The organism is Sporacetigenium mesophilum DSM 16796, from assembly GCF_059569055.1.
The window spans coordinates 134140-154599 of sequence record NZ_JCANUR010000001.1 but is presented as its reverse complement, the minus strand read 5'-3'; the positions used below and the strand labels follow the sequence as shown (position 1 = coordinate 154599).

Genomic DNA, 20460 nt, shown 5'->3' with positions numbered 1-20460 from the left:
TCACCTTTTAAATAAATTTTTTATTTCCACGCTTTCTAAAGCTTCATTTCCTGTCCATATATTAAAAGAATTGAGCCCTTGATTTATTAGCATATCTATTCCATATACAATATCTAAGTTGTTATTTTTTGCCCATTTTATGAATTTAGTTTCATTTGGATTGTAAACTATATCGCATACTAACATCTTTTTATTAATTTTTATATTTTCATCTATAGGCATTGTATTTATATTAGGAGCCATCCCTAATGATGTTGTATTTATAAGTATATCTATATCATTTAAATCTTCTATTTTTATATTAATATCATCATAATATGTTTTTATGTTGAAATTATCAGTTAGCATATCACTTATATTTTTAGCTTTATCAACACTTCTATTTCTAATAGTTATACTATTTGCTCTATTCGATGCAATTTCAACAGCTATACTTCTACATCCACCTCCTGCCCCTAATATCATTACATTTTTATTTTTTATATTATACCCAGAGTCTAATATAGACTTAACGAACCCCAATCCATCTGTATTGTATCCCTTTAGCTTACCATTTTCATTTTTTATTGTATTTACTGCTCCTATTAACTTTGCATTTTTGTCTATATAGTCTAAATATTTCATTATATCTACTTTGTATGGTATTGTAACATTAGCACCTAATATATTAAAAGATTTCATTCCCTTTATAGAATCTTCTAAGCATTCATCTTTTATATCAAAACAAAGGTACTTTAAATTCAAATTATGCTTCTCGAAAAGATAATTATGTATAATAGGAGAAAAACTATGTTCAACTGGATGTCCTATTAAACATATAAGTCGAGTTGATCCATTTATTTCCATATAAATACCCCCTATAGTTTATTGTCATAATTTAATATATATATACAAAAAATGCCCAAAAGGGCATTTTTTAATTTCCAACCATTAAACTTGAGCAACGGACCTGTTTTCCAAGGTCGTTGGCGACATGAGCGTAGCAAATTTTTTAATTAATCTATAAATGTTATTACTTCTTCAACAGGTTTTCTAGGTGGTTGAGGGAATTTATTTTCCTCTGGTACACCTATAGGTGTCATAGCTATTAAATCATATCCTTCTTTTTTAAATCCTATAATTTCTTCTATCTCAGGTATTGAATAATTTGGACCTGTCATCCAACAACCTCCATATCCCATGTTTGAAGCCGCTAATAATAAGTTTTCCATAGCTGCACTTACATTTTGAATATGAGGAGCAGGTTCACTTAACATTTTTAATGTGACCTCACTAGCACCGCTTTCTTTTAGTATATTATACTCTAAGTATGGGTATGGCGTACAATAAACTAATATAACTACAGGAGCATTTTTAAATGCAGTGTGATATTTTAAAAACTTCATAAATCTATCTTTTGTTTTGTCATCCTTAGCCATGTTCGCTATTTCTATATGTCTTTTTTCTACTGTATCAGCCATTTTGTCTATAATATCTTTATTTCTAAGTACTACGAAATGCCAGTTCTGAAGATTTTTACCTGATGGTGCATGAGTTGCAGCTTTTATCATTTCTTTTATATCTTCTTGTGACACTTCTATATCTTTAAACTTTCTAACACTTACTCTGTTGTAAATAAAATCTAAATTATGATTCATTTTAAACCCTCCTTATTCACATACAGCACTAGCATATTCTGCATATACATTCTCAGTATTTATATTTCTATCTTTTTGTTCTATATCTAAACGATCCTCGCCAACAGGGAGGTCTATTATTAACTCTGTACCTTTATTTTTAACTGTTTTTATATATACAGTTCCTTTATATAATTCTACTAGTGATTTAACCAAAGGCAGTCCCATATTAGCACCAGACATACCTCCTTGGAAAACATTGCTGTATGTCTCAAATATTAATTCTAACTTTTCTTTTTCTATACCGCATCCATCATCACATACATTAATTTGGATATAATTTCCTCTATCATATATATTAACATATATATTACCATGCTCACCAATAGATTTTATAGAATTAGATAATACGTTCAGTATAATCTTTTCTATATCCTCTGGATCTATTTCCATAACTTTTTCTTCTATCTCTGTATCAAATATTATTTGTATGTTTCTATTTTCAACATATTTACTAAATTCTATTACAGTATCTTCTATTATATTTACTATGTTATAAAAATCAATTTTAGGTTTATAAAAATTTGATTCTAGTCTAGTTAAAGCCATTATATTATTTACAAGTCTAAGAAGTATATAGCTATATCTTTTTACTAACTTAACTGTATTTGCTATATCTCCATTTGGGTTTTGTTGTATTTCTTCTTTAAATATAGATTGTAATAATTGATTAGATGCAAATATAACGTTTAATGGCGTCTTTAGTTCGTGAGACATATTTACGAAAAATTCTGTTTTAAGTTTATCTTGTAATAACCTTTGTTTTATCTCTTCTTCTAATTGCTCTGCCATAACTTGCTCTGTAACATCTCTAATTATACCAATAATTTTTATTTGATTATTTATATCTATAGAAGTACCTGCTGATTCTATATACATTTTTTCTCCATTATATCTAATTGCTTCGTATCTTTTAAATGGCATATCTTTTTTTATTTTTAGTTCTTCTGTTCTATCATCACATGATTTCATATCATCTGGTGTTAAATTCAAAAAATTTCTCACTCTATTTCCTATAACTTCATTAGTATTATTTAATCCCAAGAGATTTAATGTGGCATCATTTGCATAAGTACATGTGCCTTTATTTGCATCTGTTATATATATTGCTTCTGGTATTGTATTTATAAGTGTGTTATATTTTCTCTTACTTTTTTGAACTTTATTTACAAGGTCTTTATAATCACTTATATCATTAATTATTGATAAAGTTAATTTTTTATTATTTTCAAAGTATTCTATTCTATTGATAAATAAATATTTCTTATTATTTTTATTAGATTGATATATATATTCGTATTCATCATATTGAATACTATTACTTAACATTTTTTGAGCTTTGTATGATAATCCTTTATTTAATATGTCTTTATAATTTTCTATTTCAAAAATATCTTCACAAGCCTTATTTGCATAAATAATATTTTCGTTATTATGTACTAATATAGCATAAGGTATAGTTTCTACGATTTTTTTATATTTAGCGTTATTCTCTAATATTTTTATTTCAGATTTTCTTTTTTTGGTTACATCAGTAATAGCACATACAACTCCTAGTATTTCCGTTTTTATCATAAATGGAGCATATATACATTCAAAATACCTTCCATCATTTCCTACAAGATCTCCATAGACTTCCCTTTTTGTTGCATATACTTTTTGTATATCCAAGAGAGATTCATTAAAGTTTTGTATGTGATTATGAAGAAAGTCGCGCATTCTTATTCTATACTTAATATCTTTATATTCATCCCATATTTTTATAAATCCCTTGTCGTCGTTAGTTATATATCCATTTTTATCTACTAATAAAACACACATAGGGCTTTCGTTTAATATAGTTTCTAATATAAATTTCTTATTATTTGTTATATTTTCTAGTTTATTTGTCTTTGTTCTTTCTATATCTAAAAGATTAGAGTTTTCTTTTAATTCTTCCGATTTATAACTTAGCTCATAATCTATATCTTTCATATCAGAATAAGAATTTATTAAATTATACTTTATAATCATATTATATATAAAATAATAACATGCTAATCTTAATATTTCAGCAATTATAAACAATATAGAGTTAGTATCCTGTGTAAATAGCAATAATAATTGTGAAATTGCATAAAGTATATATATATATTTTATTTGCTTATATTTATATAAAGTTTTAATAATTTCAAATGATTTATATACAAAATATAAACTTATCAATATAATAGCTTTATTTACCAAAATATAATAATTAGATATATTGCTAATAAAGCATATACCTATGAAGTATATAATTATAAATATGTAATAAGACAGCATGGAGTATACCATCTTATTACTCTGTTTTTTATAAGTTTCACTAATTAAAAACAATGGCAAACTAAACAAACTATAAGGTATATATATTAGGCTATTAAATATTATACTATCCTTTATATAAACAACACTTATTAAACTTAGTATAGCTATTGTAAAATAAGAAATTCCTACTATAACTGTTGTTTTAGACTTATTTATACATATTAAACCTATTATTATACAAATAGAGATACTTGCTATTTCTAACCCTATATAAAACATATTGTATCGCCCCCTAAGACACTAGCTATACTTTAGTATTAAAATAAATATCAGCAAATTCTATATGCATCTTTTCTACGTTGTTTGATATATAGTTATTATCTTCTACATCATATTTAGCTTCATCTACAATTGTATCAGGTAATATTATAATGAATTCACTTCCTTTTCCTTCTTCACTATAAACTTCTATTCTACCTAAATGAAGTTCAACTAAGTATCTAACTAAAGATAATCCTATTCCGCTACCTTCAGCATTCCTAGACAGTGTTTTATCTACTTGACCAAACCTTTCAAATATTAAATTCAACTTATCTTTAGGTATGCCTACCCCTGTGTCTTTTATAGATATATGAATTTCTTTATTTTTCATATATATATTTACATATATTTTCCCACCTAAATTAGTAAATTTTATTGCATTTGATAATAAATTTAATATTATACGTTCTATTTTCTCAGGATCTATAGATATTATCTTTTCTTCTACTTCTGTATCAAATATTACTTCTAACCCCTTATTTCTTATATAATCATTTACTGAAAAAACAATATCCTCTACTAAGCTAATTATATTGTGATTTCTAAGGTTAATTTTATAAAATCCATTTTCCATTTGAGTAATATCATTTATATTGTTTATAAGTCTTATTAATCTATAACAGTTTTGTTTTACTAATCTATTATAGTTTTCTATATGATTAGAGTTATATATATAACTATTTTTTGACTCTAATAGCTGATTAACTGCGAAAACTAAATTTAGCGGTCTTTTTAATTCTTGGGATATATTAGCCAAAAATTCTGTCTTTATTTTGTCATGTTCTAAAATTTTATTGAACTTTAATTGTACCTCTTTTGTTTTGTTTTCTTTTTCTAAATTTCTCACTATTCCAACTAAGTTACTTCCATTATAGTCATCAAAGGTTATCAATGCCATTGATATATCAGTTATTTTATCTAAGGCATTTAACTTGCATTTTATAAACTTACCACGTCCATTATAGTCTAAATATTCCTTAGCAATTTTTTTTATTTCTTCTTGGTTTTCTTCAATATATATATCTTCCAAACTTTCTAAACTTAACATTTCAGCCATAACTTTATTAATATATGTGCATTTTAAAGTGCTTTTTTCTAATATAAAAATTCCCTCTGGCAAAGTTTCAATTAAATACCTATATGTTTTTTCATTTTCTTCTATCTCTAATTTTGCCTTTTCCCGTTTAGTAATATCAGTAACTATAGTAATAAATAATTCCTGATTGTTTATATTTAAAGAAGTTGTTATTATTTCCATGTAGTTATTACTATTTGTTTTTATTATTAATTTAGATTTATCTTTCTTTTTCAAATATATATCTTTCATATTATTTAGTAAGTTTTCTCTGTAAACAGGAAGAACATTATTTAATAGAACTTCTAATTTAGCATTATTGTCTGCATCAAATAGTTGTTTTGCTACTTTATTTATATAATGGCTTTTTTCAAAATCATGTATGAAAACAGCATCATTTAAAGTATCCATAAGATTTTTATATTGTTGTTCACTTTCTTTTAACTTTCTTTCAAGTGTTATACTTTGAGTTATATCATTTAATATACAAACTGTATAATTTAAGTTATTTTCGTTTTTATCTAATAAGTATGTACATTTAAATATTTTTCCATCTTTAGAATATAAATTATGGTAATTATTCTCATCGTTTATTTTTATACTACTTAGAGACTCTATAAATAAATCTACATTATAAAACACATTTTTCATGAAGTCCATTACATTTATATCATTATCTATTTTATATTCTTGTCCAAATACTCTATAAAAAGATTCATTTATATATGTTATTTTATTTTCATTATCGATTAAAAATATAGGTGTAGATACTTCCTTTATAGATTTTTCAATATCATTATTTAATAAGCTTATTTCTTCTCTTATCTTTTCTTGAAGTAATATTTCTTTTGTTATATTGTAGTTATTTTTTTCTATATTCTTTAACTTTGAATTTAATTTTCTTTGATTATTATTTAATGATACATAAAAATTTTTTATATCCTGGCCTACACTGGATTTATATATACATAATGTAGACAAAAGACTTAGATATAGATATATATCAGTATTAAAATATAATGTTAAAAGTGATAAACTATTTAATACTAGAAAACCAATTAACTTATAGTCTATATTTTTATTTAAATCTTTATTTAACTTTATAAAACACACTATGCTTCCAACAACACCTATAAAAATTAATATATAATTTAAATAATCAATATTATTATTGATATATAACTCAGCACACAAAGTAATAGCTATAAATAAAGGCACTAAATATATAGAATAAATAATACTACTTTCTTTTATACTTGTATACATTATAAATACTCCAAATAGCTGCATTAAAGAAACTATAATGTTTATATAAACTAGGCTGTTATAGTTGTTTTGTAAATCTGTATATATAAAGTAAACACCTGTTGTACTTAGTAAAGATATATAAAAATATATAATAAATAAATAGTATAGATTTTTATTCTTTGTAAGCTTATATATATTAAAAGACAATATAAATATACTTACAAAAACAACCGTCTTTATTATTGATATAGAGGCATTTGAAAGATAGTCATCATTACCAAAAGCCAATTTATAAGCTAAAATTCCTATAACCATATATGTTATATATTTTATATATATATTGTGTTTATTATATTTATGTTTTGATATAGCCTGGCTTTCCAAACAGCATCCCCCCTATAATTAAAAATATATATCAGAGAATTCAACATGTATTCTCTCAACATTATAGTTATGCTTAAAAGTTGGTTGAATTTGTTTATCTGTTTCTATTACTTTCACAGGTAATTTTATATTAAATTTAGTACCTATATTGTATTCACTTTCTACACTTATACTTCCATCTAAAAGGTCTACCAATGATTTTACAAGGGATAATCCTATACCACTACCTTCTATATTTCTATATAGCGTCTTGTCTACTTGTCCAAATCTTTCAAATATTAAATCTAACTTATCTTGAGGTATACCTATTCCAGTATCACGTATTTCTATATCTATTCCATCTTCTTTATCATATAAGTTTATGTATATTTTTCCCCCTGGGTTTGTAAACTTAATTGAATTAGATAATAAATTTAATATTATTCTTTCAATTATATTTGGATCTATTGCCATTATCATTTCTTCTATATCTGTATCAAATATTAATTCTATTCCCTTATCATTTGCATATGAAATTACAGATAGCGATATATTTTCTACTATATCTACTATATTACAATTTTCTAAACACACCTTATAAAATCCAGAATCCATTTTAGTCACATCTATAACGTTGTTTATAAGTTTTAAAAGCCTATAACCATTTTGTCTTAAAAGTTTTGTATGTCTACCTAAAATATCCATATCATCTTTTATTTTTTCAGATTTATAAAGCATATCTATTAATTGATTTGAACTAAATATAAGATTAAGTGGAGTTTTAAGCTCATGTGAAATATTAGCAAAAAATTCTGTTTTCATCTTATCGTATTGAATTCGCTGTAATAGCTGCTTTTTTGTAGAATTTGCTTTTTTTATTTCTTCTAAATTTCTTATTATGGTTAACTTCCACATTTTATCTTCTAAGTTAAATGGAATACTAGCTATTTCTACATCTAATGTATTATTAAATCTATCTATGAGTTTCATTTGTATAAATGGAGCAACTTCACCATTTTTTAAATCTATGTATCTTTTTTCTACAATTTCTTTATATTCTTCATGTATTTTTATATAATTATTTATACTATTATCTATATAATTTTCATCCAAATAATCTAACTTCACCATGTTTCTTAATTTTTTATTAATATAGAGAAGTTTTCCATTTTCTAGATTTTCTAGGAATATACCTTCAGGCATACTTTCCAATAAATTTATATATATTTCTTCTGATTTTTTAAGCTTTCCCTGTGCTTTTTCAAATTCTGTTATGTCTTTATGAGTTATTAAATAATATTTTTTCCCTTTGTAATAGTAATTTGTAATATGCGATTCAATAACTAATATTTTGCCATCTTTAGTTACAGCTCTAAATTTAAATATTCCATTTGGATTTAACTCATTATTATTAATATTTAAATTTGAACTTAGAACATAATTAACATATTTTAAGTCTTCTTTAGCTATAAATTTTCTTGCGAATTTTACGTATTCTCTTCCTACAGTTTCATCTTTACTATATTTAAACAATTTTTTAAATGCATCATTTATTTCTACAATATATTTACCATCAAATATAACAACTGGAGCATTGATATTTTTTATTAAGTTTTTATATGATTTATTTGTTTTTATTAACATTTTTTCAATTTTTTTTTCTTCGGTTATATCAATAAATATACATAGACATTCACTATTATCTTCACCATATGTCAACAGAGAATATATACATTTAAATGTTTTGCCATTATTACAATACACATCTTGCTCTATACCTTCTTCAGTTTTATAAACAGTATTAATATTTTTTATAAACTTATTATAATTTTCAAATATGTTTGTTGAATTGTTTTGAAAAAAACTTATATCTCCAAAATATTCTTTAGCAGCCTTATTCATATATTCTACTTCATTTTCTTTATTAAATATTATCCATCCATTAGTAGTTGTATTTAATATCGAATTTAATAAAGCTTCTCTCTTTATAAGATTTTCTTTCATTTTATTTCTCATAAAGTTTATTTTTTCAAGATGCATATTGGTATTTACCAATAAATCTGATTTATTATTTAACTCTTGATTTAAATTAACAATATCAGTATAAGGTAATATTAAATTTTCTTTAACTATAGATTTGTATATATAATAAATATATATAATTAGCATATTATGAGCTATTATTTTTAGTGTTATATTATGTGAGTAAAATGTTGTAATACATATAGCCAATATCATATATGCAATATTAAGTAAGAATGCTATATTTATATATTTATAAGTTTCTGGCTCTATAAAATATTTTTTGCTTTTAAATATAACTAAGCCTTTAATTACTATTAAAATATTTATAACAGTAATTGCTAAATAATATATAGTAGGCTTTCCGTATTCAACAAAATCTACTAAATGTGAAAATTTAAATAATATAAAAATAAGAATTATAGTTGAAATAACATATATAAAAACTATAATTTTGTAATTAACCTTTTCTTTATCAATAAACTTAAACACTAAGTAAAAAGATATATTTTGTATAAAGACAGATGTAATATGTGATGCTATAAATAGCTCATAGCTTTGTACTAGACTATAACCATGGACTATATCAAATACATTTGAAAACATACACCCTAGACCTAAAAATATAAAATAATTATCTTGCTCTTCATAGTATTCATTTAATGCTATTATTGCCATTAAAAAACTTACAGCTGTTTTTATTAAAATAGTCAAAGAATGATAAATGGTATAATTATAATATCCAATTATTGATAAACAAAATAAACAAAATGTATATGCTAAAGTTTTAAATATATTAGATTGCTGAGAAATTGCAACATTATTCACCATATATATACCTCTCAATTATCGAATTACAAAATATGTTATTATAATTTATATATTATCATAGGTTTTTTATTTTTTTTGTCATTTATTGTAGGTTATGAAAAAAATATAGTAAAAAAGAGCCCTTATATAAGGCTCTTTTCATGTTTAAGTTCTTTTTTTAATTTTTTTAGCGCTCTTTTTTCTATTCTAGATACATATGATCTAGATATCTTCAATTTTTGTGCAATTTCCCTCTGAGTTTTATAGCCGCAAGGAGTCAATCCATATCTTAATTGCACTATTTCTTTTTCCCTTTGGCTTAATGTTTTCTCTAGTTTTTCATATAGTTTACTTATCTGGATTTTCAGTTCCACTTGATCCAATATATAATCAACTTCTGTTCCTAGTATATCTATTAGAGATATTTCATTTCCTTCTTTATCCGTTCCTATTGGATCTTGGAGCGAAACTTGTGACTTGGTTTTTTTGTTAGTTCTTATATTCATTAGTATTTCATTTTCAATACATTTTGAAGCATACGTAGCCAGTCTAGTACCTTTGTCAACATCATAAGTATCTATAGCTTTTATTAACCCTATAGTTCCTATCGATATTAAATCGTCTTGTTCTTCAGCTGCCCCATTGTACTTCTTTGCTATATGTGCTACCAGTCTCATGTTTCTTTCAATTAATACTGACTTTGCTAACGTATCTCCCTGTTTTTTAAATCTTGTTAGATATTTTACTTCTTCTTCAGGGGTTAAGGGTTTATCAAAAGATTTTGAAGTCGTCAAATTAGCCACCCCCATTTGATGTATCATTGTAAATTATATGAGGGTGGCCTTATAAAATTGCCTGTACAGAATTTAATTAACTTGTACTTATTAAATTTTGTTTATATCTTCACATATTTGCTTAAATATAGGGACTGCAGACCCGGCTCCTGACTTCCCATCATAAACAAATACAGTTATAGCATACTTAGGTTTGTTTGCTGGATAAAACCCAGTAAACCAGCCATGTGTCAACTTTTTACCATCTCCATAACTCTCGGCAGAACCTGTTTTTCCTCCTGATTGTCCTTTTAAATCCTTTAAATCATCTCCAGTTCCAATTGTATTAACTAATTTCATCATATTTTTTATATTTCCTATTATATATGGTGATATTATATCTTTATCTTTACTTGATTTTAAATTTTTTATTTCATTCATATTTTTATCTAAAATACTATCATATAAATAAAGAGGCCTATACAAACCATTGTTTGCAACAATTTGAGTAAGTTGGTTTATTTGTAATGGAGTAAATTCTAATTCACCTTGTCCTATAGATAAATTCCCAATATCTATATCTTCAGGTAACTCTTTTGATACCTCATCGTCTAAACCTATTCCTATTTTTTCTTCTAAATGAAGTTTTTTTGCTGCTAGTAATATTTTTTGTGTTCCTAATCTTTGTGCAACTTTAACAAATGTTGTGTTGCAAGAGTTAGCAAATGCCTGCTCAAATGTCTGACTTCCATGTCCTCCTTCTTTAGGACATCTTATTATATGACCTCCTGCATCTATTTCTCCTGTACAATTAAATATTTCTCCCTCTTTTACAACTTTATATTCTAATGCAGCGTATGCTACTACTATTTTAAATACAGATCCTGGAGGATATGTTGCTTGAACTGCTCTATTTACAAGTTCTCCATCTTTACTCTTTACGTATTTTTCAATTTCATCTGGATCAAAATTAGGACGTGATGAAATTGACAATAATTCACCACTATCTACATCTGATATCACTACAGCTGATGGTTTATCTTGAGAATCCAGTGCTTTTTCTACTATTTTTTGAATATCATAGTCTATTGTTAATTTTAGATTTTTATCATCATCACTTTTTTCAGTTTTTACGCTTCCTTGAACTAAACCTATAGTTCTACCTATAAAAGCTTGAACATATTCTGTATTTTTATTTTTTAAAAAATCATCCTTTGATTTTTCTATGCCACTTACACCTTTATTTTCATCTTTATTTATATATCCTATTATGTGTGTAAGTAAATTTTCATCAGAATATCTATAAGTTTTTTCTTTTATTAATACATCTTTTTCTTTCAATATATTTTCATATGTACTATTCATATAATTTACAGGTAATTCTATTACATGTTTGCTATCTTGAAAAGCTGCTAATATTTCTTCATCTTTCATCTTAGTTATGCTCTTTAACATAGTTATTTCTTCTTCATTAAGTTTAAACCTTATCTTTCTAATTATCATTATAGTTTCTTTTTTTGTATCTGTTAAAGGCTTATTATTTCTATCATATATAATACCCCTATTGCTACTTAGTTGTACTTGTACTTCACTTTGATCATAGGCCTTTTTACGATAAAACTCATCTTCTATAACTTGTATATAGGTTAATCTACCTAATAATCCTATAAATATAGCTAGGATAATAGTAAACATCCATGCTGCTCTTCTTTTTATTCTTATTGATATAACATTTTTTTTATTTCTCATAATAAATCACCCCTTACTACTTGTCATTCTTGACAAATATTAAGGGGCTTATGCATAAATTATTATTGTCTTTCTTGTAATTCTGATTTTATCTTTGCTATAACTATATCTATAGCAACTTCATTTTTACCACCTTCTGGTATTATTATATCAGCATATTTTTTATATGGTTCTATAAACTGATCATGTGCTGGCTTTACTGTTGTTAAATATTGTTCTATAACTGAATCCACAGTTCTACCTCTTTCATTTATATCCCTTTGTATTCTTCTTAATATTCTTAAATCATCTTCAGTATCTACATATATTTTTATATCTAATAGATCTCTTAGACCTTCATCTTCTAATATCATTATTCCTTCAACTACTACTATATCTTTTGGCATTATGGTTACAGTTTCATTTTGTTTTCTCGTATGCAGTTCATAATCATAAATTGGCTTTTGGATAACTTTTCTATTACATAATTCTTTTATATGTTTTATTAATAAATCATTATCAAAAGCTAGTGGATGATCATAGTTTGTCTTAAGTCGCTCTTCAAACAATAAGTGAATTTGATCTTTATAATATGCATCTTGTTCAAGTATTGCTATATTTTCTTCAGGTGTACTTTCTATTATAGCTTTACAAACTGTACTTTTGCCAGATCCAGTCCCTCCAGTTATTCCTATTATAAGAGGTTTTTTAGTTCCCACTCTCAATTTCCCTCCTTAACATATAGTTCTCTTCAACTTTTATATCTAATTTTAATTTTACTATTTGTCTCGGATGAGGTGCAGACTCTATTTCTTCACCATCTTCATTGTATATTTTTTCTATTTTAGCATTCATTGTTTTAACAAATGGACCTATTACTTCTATCTCATCTCCTACTACCATTTTATTTCTTTGTTCTACAGTAGCAAGTCCAGTATTTTCATCATAACCTCTAACTATACCTACAAAATCATAATTTCTTATATATGAACTTGAAGCATAATTTTGATCTTCACTATCAGGTTTGCTTTCATAAAATCCTGTTGTATAATGTCTATGACTTCCTTTTTTAAGTTCTTCCAACCAAATAGGATTGAACTTCCAGTTCTCTGGATCTTCATAGTAAGCATCTATAGCAGCTCTATAAGCTCTTATAACAGTAGCTACGTAGTAAGCAGTCTTCATTCTACCTTCTATTTTAAAACTAGTTATACCACAGTCTACTAGCTGAGGTACATACTCTATCATACATAAATCCTTTGAGTTAAAGAAAAATGTTCCTTGTTCATCTTCATAAACAGGGAAATACTCTCCTGGTCTAGTTTCTTCAACTAAATTGTATTTCCATCTACATGGCTGAGCACAGGCTCCTCTATTTGCATCTCTTCCAGTCATATAATTACTTATCAAACATCTTCCGGAATAAGACATACACATAGCACCATGAACAAATGCTTCTATATCCATATCATCTGGAACATTTTTTCTTATTTCTTTTATTTCTTCAAAAGAAAGTTCTCTTGCCATAACTACTCTTTTTACACCTTGCTTGTACCAAAATTTGGCACTTAAGTAGTTTGTATTATTAGCTTGAGTGCTTAGATGTATTTCCATATTAGGTATTACTTCTTTAACTACACTAAGTACTCCTGGATCAGAAACTATAACTGCATCTATTCCTACTTCTTCTAATCCTAGTAAATATTCTTCTATACCTTCAAAATCTTCATTATGTGGTATTACATTAACTGTAACAAAAACCTTCTTTCCTCTTTCATGTGCGAACTTTACACCTTCTGCCATATCTTCTTTAGAAAAGTTTTTTGCAGCAGCTCTCATTCCCAAGAATTCTCCACCTATATAAACTGCATCTGCACCGTATGTTATTGCTATTTTTAATCTTTCTAAATCTCCTGCTGGAGCTAATAACTCTATTTTATTCATTAACTTTCACCTCTTTATTTTTTTTATAACTTATTGCTACTCCATCTCCCATTGGAATAAGAGATGTATCTAAGTAACTACAACTACATATATAATCTAAATAGGTTCTCATTCTTTTTACTATAGTTTTTTTTCTTCTTATAACGTATTCATCAGAAGCTACCATTCCTTTGTATAGTATGTTATCAGATATAAGAACACCATCTATTTTTAACTTATCAATAATCATATCGTAGAACAATTTGTATTGTCCCTTTGCTGCATCTAAAAATATCATATCAAAAGGTCCTTCTACTTCTTTCAATTTCTCCACAGCATCACCTTCTAATATAGTTATTACATTTTCAAGTCCTGCTCTTTTTATATTTTCTTTTGCAGTTTTTATCATATCTTCATTTCTCTCAATTGTAATTATTTCACAATTTTCATCAAGAGATTTTGCAAAAAGTATAGAAGAGTATCCTATAGCACACCCTACTTCTAATATTCTTTTTGGCTTTTGTATTTTTAACATAACTTTAAGCAGTTCTGCTACTTCTTTATGAACTATAGGAACATTATTTTCACTAGCATAATTTTCTAGTTCTTCTAAAAGATCTGTACTTTTAACTAAAGTTTTTCTAATATATTGTTCCACTAAGTTATCTACTATATTACTCATTATTTCACTCCTTTAAGGTGGTAAAGCTAAAAAAGTCTTCCCTTAGGAAAACTTTTATAATATTATTGGTTATTTCTCATACTTTCTCTTTCTTTTTTGTTTTCTGCATCATGTTTCAGATGTTCTTCGTAGGTACTACTATAGTCATTACTTTTATCTACATTAGCTACAAAGTAAAGATAGTTGGTATTATCAGGATATAACGTAGATTCTATAGACTTTACCCCTGGGCATGCAATAGGGGTAGGTGGAAGACCTTTATTTTTATAACTATTGTATGGCGAGTCAATTTCTAAATCTTTATACATAACTCTTCCTTTTCTTTCTGGAAATGCGTATTGTAGCGTTGCATCTGATTGTAGAGCCATATCAATTTTAAGTCTATTATAAAATACACTTGCTATAATAGGTCTATCTTTATCTAAAACTGCTTCTTTTTCAACTATAGATGCTAATGTTATTATATAATCTAGGTCAACTCCAAGTTCTTTTTGTCTTTCTTCAAATTTTTCTGTATATATTTTGTCAAATCTTTTAATCATTTTTGTTAGTATTTCTTTTTCACTTAAATCATTTTCAAAATAATAAGTTTCAGGATACAAATATCCTTCCAATGATTTTAAATTTTTTAAGAAGTTAAATTCATTGCTAAATTCTGACGGATCTTTTATTAGCTTTTCATAAACTTCTTTATTTCCTAAATTTTTAGATACTAACAAAGTAACTATTTCTTTTGTTGTGTATCCTTCAGGTATTGTTACTTTTATTCCTATATCTTGTCCTTTGCCAGATGACAGTAAGTCTAAAACCTCTTTATTTGAAAGTTTTTGATCAATTACATAGGTACCAGCTTTGATTTTAGAACCCTCTTCAGTAATTTTACCTAGTATTTTAAATAACATCTTATTTTTTATTACTTTACTTTTGTATAATATATCAGATGTTTTGTTTAAAGTAGATCCTTTAGGTATTTCTACAGTTATTTCCTTATTATTCTTTGTATCATAAGGACCTATTTCACTAAATATATAAATAGATGTTATTAATATAATGAAAACTACTATTATGGAACTTATCAAAACCATTTTTTTCGTTTTATTCTTCATCTATGTACCTACTCCTCATATAATAATATATTCTTTATTATAAAACTAAGATTGAAAAATTTCAATGAAATTGTCGAAATAAACACATCCAATAAGAAAATTTGATTCATTTATTTCGCCAATGACCTTGAAAAATAAGGCTCTCACTCAAAAAGGCCTAACGTTATTTTTAACACGTTAGGCCTTTTATAATCATAATATATTAAAATCTTTGTACTTTATCTTTGGTTACAACACCATATATAAGTTTTTTATCAGCTATTTTTTCTTCGCATATAGTATATGCATCTATAAGTTTTTTCTTTGCTTCTTCGAATTTTTTCATTTCATTTACATGCATATATGCTATTGTATCTTGCTCATTTACATAATCTCCAACCTTTTTATATAAAACTATGCCAGCAGCTAGGTCAAGTTCATCTTCTTTAGTTTCTCTACCTGCACCTAATATCATTGCTGATATTCCCACTTCTTCAGCTTCTATTTTTGTTACATATCCAGACTTAGGTGACTTTATCTCTATAATATTAGATGCCTTTGGAAGTAAATCATAGTTATCTACTACATCTTTGTTTCCACCTTGATTTTCTATAAATTCTCTTAATTTATCAAGAGCACTTCCTGAACTTATAGCATTGTTTATTTTACTTACTCCATCTTCATATGAATTAGCTTCCTTTGCAAGAACTAGCATGTATGCTCCAAGTGCTGTACATAATTCTATAAAATCCTTAGGCCCTCTTCCCTTTAACGTTTCAATAGCCTCTATAACCTCAAGTGAATTACCTATAGCAAATCCCAAAGGTTCATCCATATCAGTAACTAACGCTATTGTGTCTCTATTCATACCACAACCTATATCTACCATTTCTTTAGCTAATTCAAATGAATCATCTAAAGTTTTCATAAATGCTCCATCTCCAGTTTTTACATCTAAAACTATAGCATCAGCACCTGAGGCAAGTTTTTTACACATTATACTACTTGCTATTAATGATATATTATCAACAGTAGCAGTAACATCCCTTAGTGCATACATCTTCTTATCTGCAACTGCTAATGTTGCAGTTTGACCGCATACTGCAATATTATGTTTATTAACTGAATCTGCAAATTTATCTGGATTCATTTCTATAGAAAATCCAGGTATAGATTCTAATTTATCTAATGTTCCACCAGTATGACCAAGACCTCTTCCTGACATTTTTGCAAGTGGTGCACCACATGCTGCAACAAGAGGAGCTAAAGCTATTGTAGTTTTATCTCCAACTCCACCTGTGCTGTGTTTATCAACTTTTATACCATTAATGCCTGAAAGGTTCATTACTTCTCCAGAATTCATCATAGCTTCTGTTAAATAAACCGTCTCTTCTTTATTCATTTTATTTATAAATATAGCCATTAATAATGCCGATGCCTGATAATCTGGTATTTCTCCATTGGAATATTTCTTTATGAAAAAGTTAATTTCTTCTTTATTTAAAGGATTGTTATCTCTTTTTTTCTTTATTATATCGTACATTCTCATAACTACATCTCCTTTATTATACCTTTTACTAATTCAATAAATTTAGGCCTAGCCTTATCTGCCACTCTCATAACATCTTCGTGAGTTAAAACAGGCAGTTCATCATTAGGTATAGCCATATCAGTTATACATGATATTCCAAGGACTCTCATTTTACTATGTCTAGCAACTATACTTTCTGGAACTGTAGACATCCCTATAGTATCTGGTCCTAATACCATAAACATATTTAATTCTGCTTTTGAAAAATAACTAGGACCACTTATTATCCCATATGACCCTTCAAATATCTCTATTTGCAAGTTATTTGCTACATTTTTTCCAAGTTTTATAAGTTCTTTATCGTATACATTTGTCATATCAGGAAATCTAGGTCCAAACTCATCTAAATTTTTACCTATTAAAGGATTACTTCCTGAAAAATTAATATGGTCCTTTATTAACATAAGTGCTCCTGGATAAAGTGTTTCATTCATTCCACCACAAGCATTTGTTACTATTAAATCATCAACCCCTAGAAACTTCATAACCCTTACAGGAAACGTTACATCTTGCATTGAGTAACCTTCATAATAATGAAATCTACCTTGCATTACTATTACATCTTTTCCTTCTAATTTTCCTATAACTAATTGTCCTTTATGTCCCTCTACAGTTGATATAGGAAAATGAGGTATTTCATTGTATTTTATTATTATTGAATTTTCAACTTCATCGCCTAGTACTCCAAGGCCAGACCCTAATATTAATCCTATTTTAGGACTTATATTATTTATTTTATCTTTTATGTAAGAAGAAGCTTCTTTTATATGATTAATATTATACATGTTATCACCTTTCCTTATTCAACACATATAGACCTGATATAATCAGGTCTATATTATTTAATTTATTTACATATTTTTTATTGTAGTTTTAACTAAACTTAAGAACTCCTTTTGAACTTTTTGAGTAGTCTCTATAACTTCTTCATGATTTAAAGGTTGATCAAGTATTCCAGCTGCCATATTTGTTATACAAGATATACCAAGTACTTTAAGCTGTGAATGAGATGCAACTATAACTTCAGGTACTGTTGACATACCAACAGCATCAGCTCCTAATTTTTGAGCCATTTTTATTTCAGCTGGAGTTTCATATGTTGGTCCTGTTAAAAACATATAAACTCCTTCTTTAACATTTATCCCTAATTCATTTGCTGTATTTCTTGCAATTTCTATTAGTTCTGGTGTATACGCTTTAGACATATCAGGGAATCTAACACCTAATCTATTGTCATTTGGTCCTATTAGTGGATTGTTTCCACCAAAATTTATATGGTCAGTTATTATCATTAAATCTCCAGGTGTAAATGATTCATTTGAACCACCTGCAGCATTAGTAACTATTATAGTATCTACTCCTAAAGCCTTCATAACTCTTACTGGAAATGTTACCTCTTGCATAGGATACCCTTCGTAAAAATGGAATCTTCCTTGCATTACTACTACATCTTTTCCTTCTAATTTTCCTATAACAAGTTGACCTGCATGACCTTCAACTGTTGATACTGGGAAATTAGGTACTTCATTATATTTTATAATAGTAGGATTTTCTACTTCATCTCCAAGTACTCCAAGACCAGATCCTAATATTAATCCTATTTTTGGTTTAATATTTATTTTTGACCCTATATATTTTGCACTTTCTTGTATTTTTTCATATAAGTTATTCATATTAGTCCTCCTGTTATTTCGTTATTTCACTTTTAAAGCTTTTTCCGTACTTTGGAGATTCGACATTTAATACATCTGAGATTGTAGCTCCTATATCTGCAAAAGTATTTCTAATTCCTAGGTTATAACCTTCTTTTATATTTTTTCCATATATTAATATAGGTATATATTCCCTTGTATGGTCTGTTCCTTTGTACGTTGGATCATTTCCATGATCTGAATTTATAATAAGTATGTCTTCATCTTTCATGTTTTCTATTATTTCAGGTATTCTTTTATCAAACTCTTCTATAGCATTTTTGTATCCTGCTACATCTCTTCTATGGCCATATTTTGAGTCAAAATCTACTAAATTAGTAAATATAAGTCCTTTATTATCTTTTTTCATATATTTTATAGTTTCATTTACACCATCCATATTATCTTTGGTATGTACAGCTTCTGTTATACCTTTTCCGTTGAATATGTCTTCTATTTTTCCAACACCTATAACATCAAGTCCTGCATTCTTTATATTATCAAGTACAGTATTTTCAAATGGATCTAGTGAATAATCTCGTCTATTTGAAGTTCTTTCAAAGTTACCAGGATTACCTACAAATGGTCTTGCTATTACCCTTGCAACTGCATTCTCTCCCATCATTATTTCTCTAGCTATTTTACACATACTATATAATTCATCTAGGGTCACTATTTCTTCGTGTGCAGCTATTTGAAATACACTGTCTGCTGAAGTATATACTATAACATCACCAGTTTTCATGTGTTCTTCCCCTAATTCATCAAGTATAGCTGTACCTGAAGCAGGCTTATTACCTATAGCTTTTCTTCCTGTTCTTTTTTCAAATTCATCAAGTATTTCTTTTGAAAATCCATTTTCATAAGTTTTAAAAGGTTCTTCTACAAATAATCCAGACATTTCCCAATGACCTGTTGTCGTATCTTTACCTTGAGAAACTTCTGCTGCTTTTCCATATACTCCTATAGGATTTTCTATACCATCTATCATATTTATTCCATCTATATTTCCTATTCCTAATTTCATCATATTAGGAATATTTATTCCGTTACTTTCCTTTATTATATTTCCTAAAGTATCTACCCCTATATCTCCAAACTTTTCAGAGTCAGGAAGAGCACCTATACCTACGCTATCTATTACAATCCATATTACTCTATTATTCATATTACCAGCTCCTTATAT

Annotated in this window: 15 protein-coding genes; all 15 read right to left on the bottom strand. The window is 26.8% G+C overall.

The genetic code is table 11. The annotated features are described in order from the left end of the window. A complete protein-coding gene (gene aroE, locus BS62_RS00760) occupies nucleotides 1-846 on the bottom strand; it encodes a shikimate dehydrogenase (RefSeq protein ID WP_496489323.1) in 846 nt (281 codons plus the stop codon). Between the two features lie 149 nt (nucleotides 847-995). Then, complete coding sequence (locus BS62_RS00755) at nucleotides 996-1637, bottom strand: nitroreductase family protein (protein ID WP_496489322.1); 642 nt, start codon at nucleotides 1635-1637, stop codon at nucleotides 996-998. A gap of 12 nt (nucleotides 1638-1649) precedes the next feature. Further along, complete coding sequence (locus tag BS62_RS00750) at nucleotides 1650-4241, bottom strand: sensor histidine kinase (RefSeq protein WP_496489321.1); 2592 nt, start codon at nucleotides 4239-4241, stop codon at nucleotides 1650-1652. A 25-nt stretch (nucleotides 4242-4266) separates the two neighbouring features. Further along, a complete protein-coding gene (locus BS62_RS00745; protein ID WP_496489320.1) occupies nucleotides 4267-6990 on the bottom strand; it encodes an ATP-binding protein in 2724 nt (907 codons plus the stop codon). A gap of 18 nt (nucleotides 6991-7008) precedes the next feature. Further along, complete coding sequence (locus tag BS62_RS00740) at nucleotides 7009-9822, bottom strand: ATP-binding protein (RefSeq protein WP_496489319.1); 2814 nt, start codon at nucleotides 9820-9822, stop codon at nucleotides 7009-7011. Nucleotides 9823-9944: 122 nt separating this feature from the next. Beyond that, entirely contained in the window at nucleotides 9945-10604 is a 660-nt protein-coding gene (gene sigK / locus BS62_RS00735; RefSeq protein ID WP_496489318.1) for an RNA polymerase sporulation sigma factor SigK, read from the bottom strand. 81 nt (nucleotides 10605-10685) lie between these two features. After that, nucleotides 10686-12323: a peptidoglycan D,D-transpeptidase FtsI family protein gene (locus BS62_RS00730; RefSeq protein ID WP_496489317.1), complete on the bottom strand. Its 1638-nt coding sequence runs from the start codon at nucleotides 12321-12323 to the stop codon at nucleotides 10686-10688. A gap of 62 nt (nucleotides 12324-12385) precedes the next feature. Further along, nucleotides 12386-13021, bottom strand: coding sequence for a uridine kinase (udk, locus tag BS62_RS00725; RefSeq protein ID WP_496489316.1), 636 nt, complete (start codon nucleotides 13019-13021; stop codon nucleotides 12386-12388). Beyond that, nucleotides 13011-14246, bottom strand: a complete 1236-nt coding sequence (locus BS62_RS00720; protein ID WP_496489315.1) for a peptidase U32 family protein — start codon at nucleotides 14244-14246, stop codon at nucleotides 13011-13013. Before BS62_RS00720 ends, udk begins: the two co-directional genes overlap by 11 nt. After that, nucleotides 14239-14907 (bottom strand): O-methyltransferase, encoded by a 669-nt coding sequence (locus BS62_RS00715; protein WP_496489314.1) that lies wholly within the window; start codon nucleotides 14905-14907, stop codon nucleotides 14239-14241. The genes BS62_RS00720 and BS62_RS00715 overlap by 8 nt, the downstream gene beginning before the upstream one ends. Nucleotides 14908-14969: 62 nt before the next feature. Beyond that, a complete protein-coding gene (gene mltG, locus BS62_RS00710) occupies nucleotides 14970-16013 on the bottom strand; it encodes an endolytic transglycosylase MltG (protein ID WP_496489313.1) in 1044 nt (347 codons plus the stop codon). 202 nt (nucleotides 16014-16215) lie between these two features. After that, on the bottom strand, nucleotides 16216-17541 hold the full coding sequence (locus BS62_RS00705; protein WP_496489312.1) for a pyrimidine-nucleoside phosphorylase: 1326 nt from the start codon (nucleotides 17539-17541) through the stop codon (nucleotides 16216-16218). Nucleotides 17542-17543: 2 nt separating this feature from the next. Further along, nucleotides 17544-18368 (bottom strand): purine-nucleoside phosphorylase, encoded by an 825-nt coding sequence (locus tag BS62_RS00700; protein WP_496489311.1) that lies wholly within the window; start codon nucleotides 18366-18368, stop codon nucleotides 17544-17546. A gap of 66 nt (nucleotides 18369-18434) precedes the next feature. Next, a complete protein-coding gene (locus BS62_RS00695) occupies nucleotides 18435-19256 on the bottom strand; it encodes a purine-nucleoside phosphorylase (protein WP_496489310.1) in 822 nt (273 codons plus the stop codon). A gap of 13 nt (nucleotides 19257-19269) precedes the next feature. Next, entirely contained in the window at nucleotides 19270-20442 is a 1173-nt protein-coding gene (locus BS62_RS00690; RefSeq protein WP_496489309.1) for a phosphopentomutase, read from the bottom strand. Nucleotides 20443-20460 lie beyond the last annotated feature (18 nt).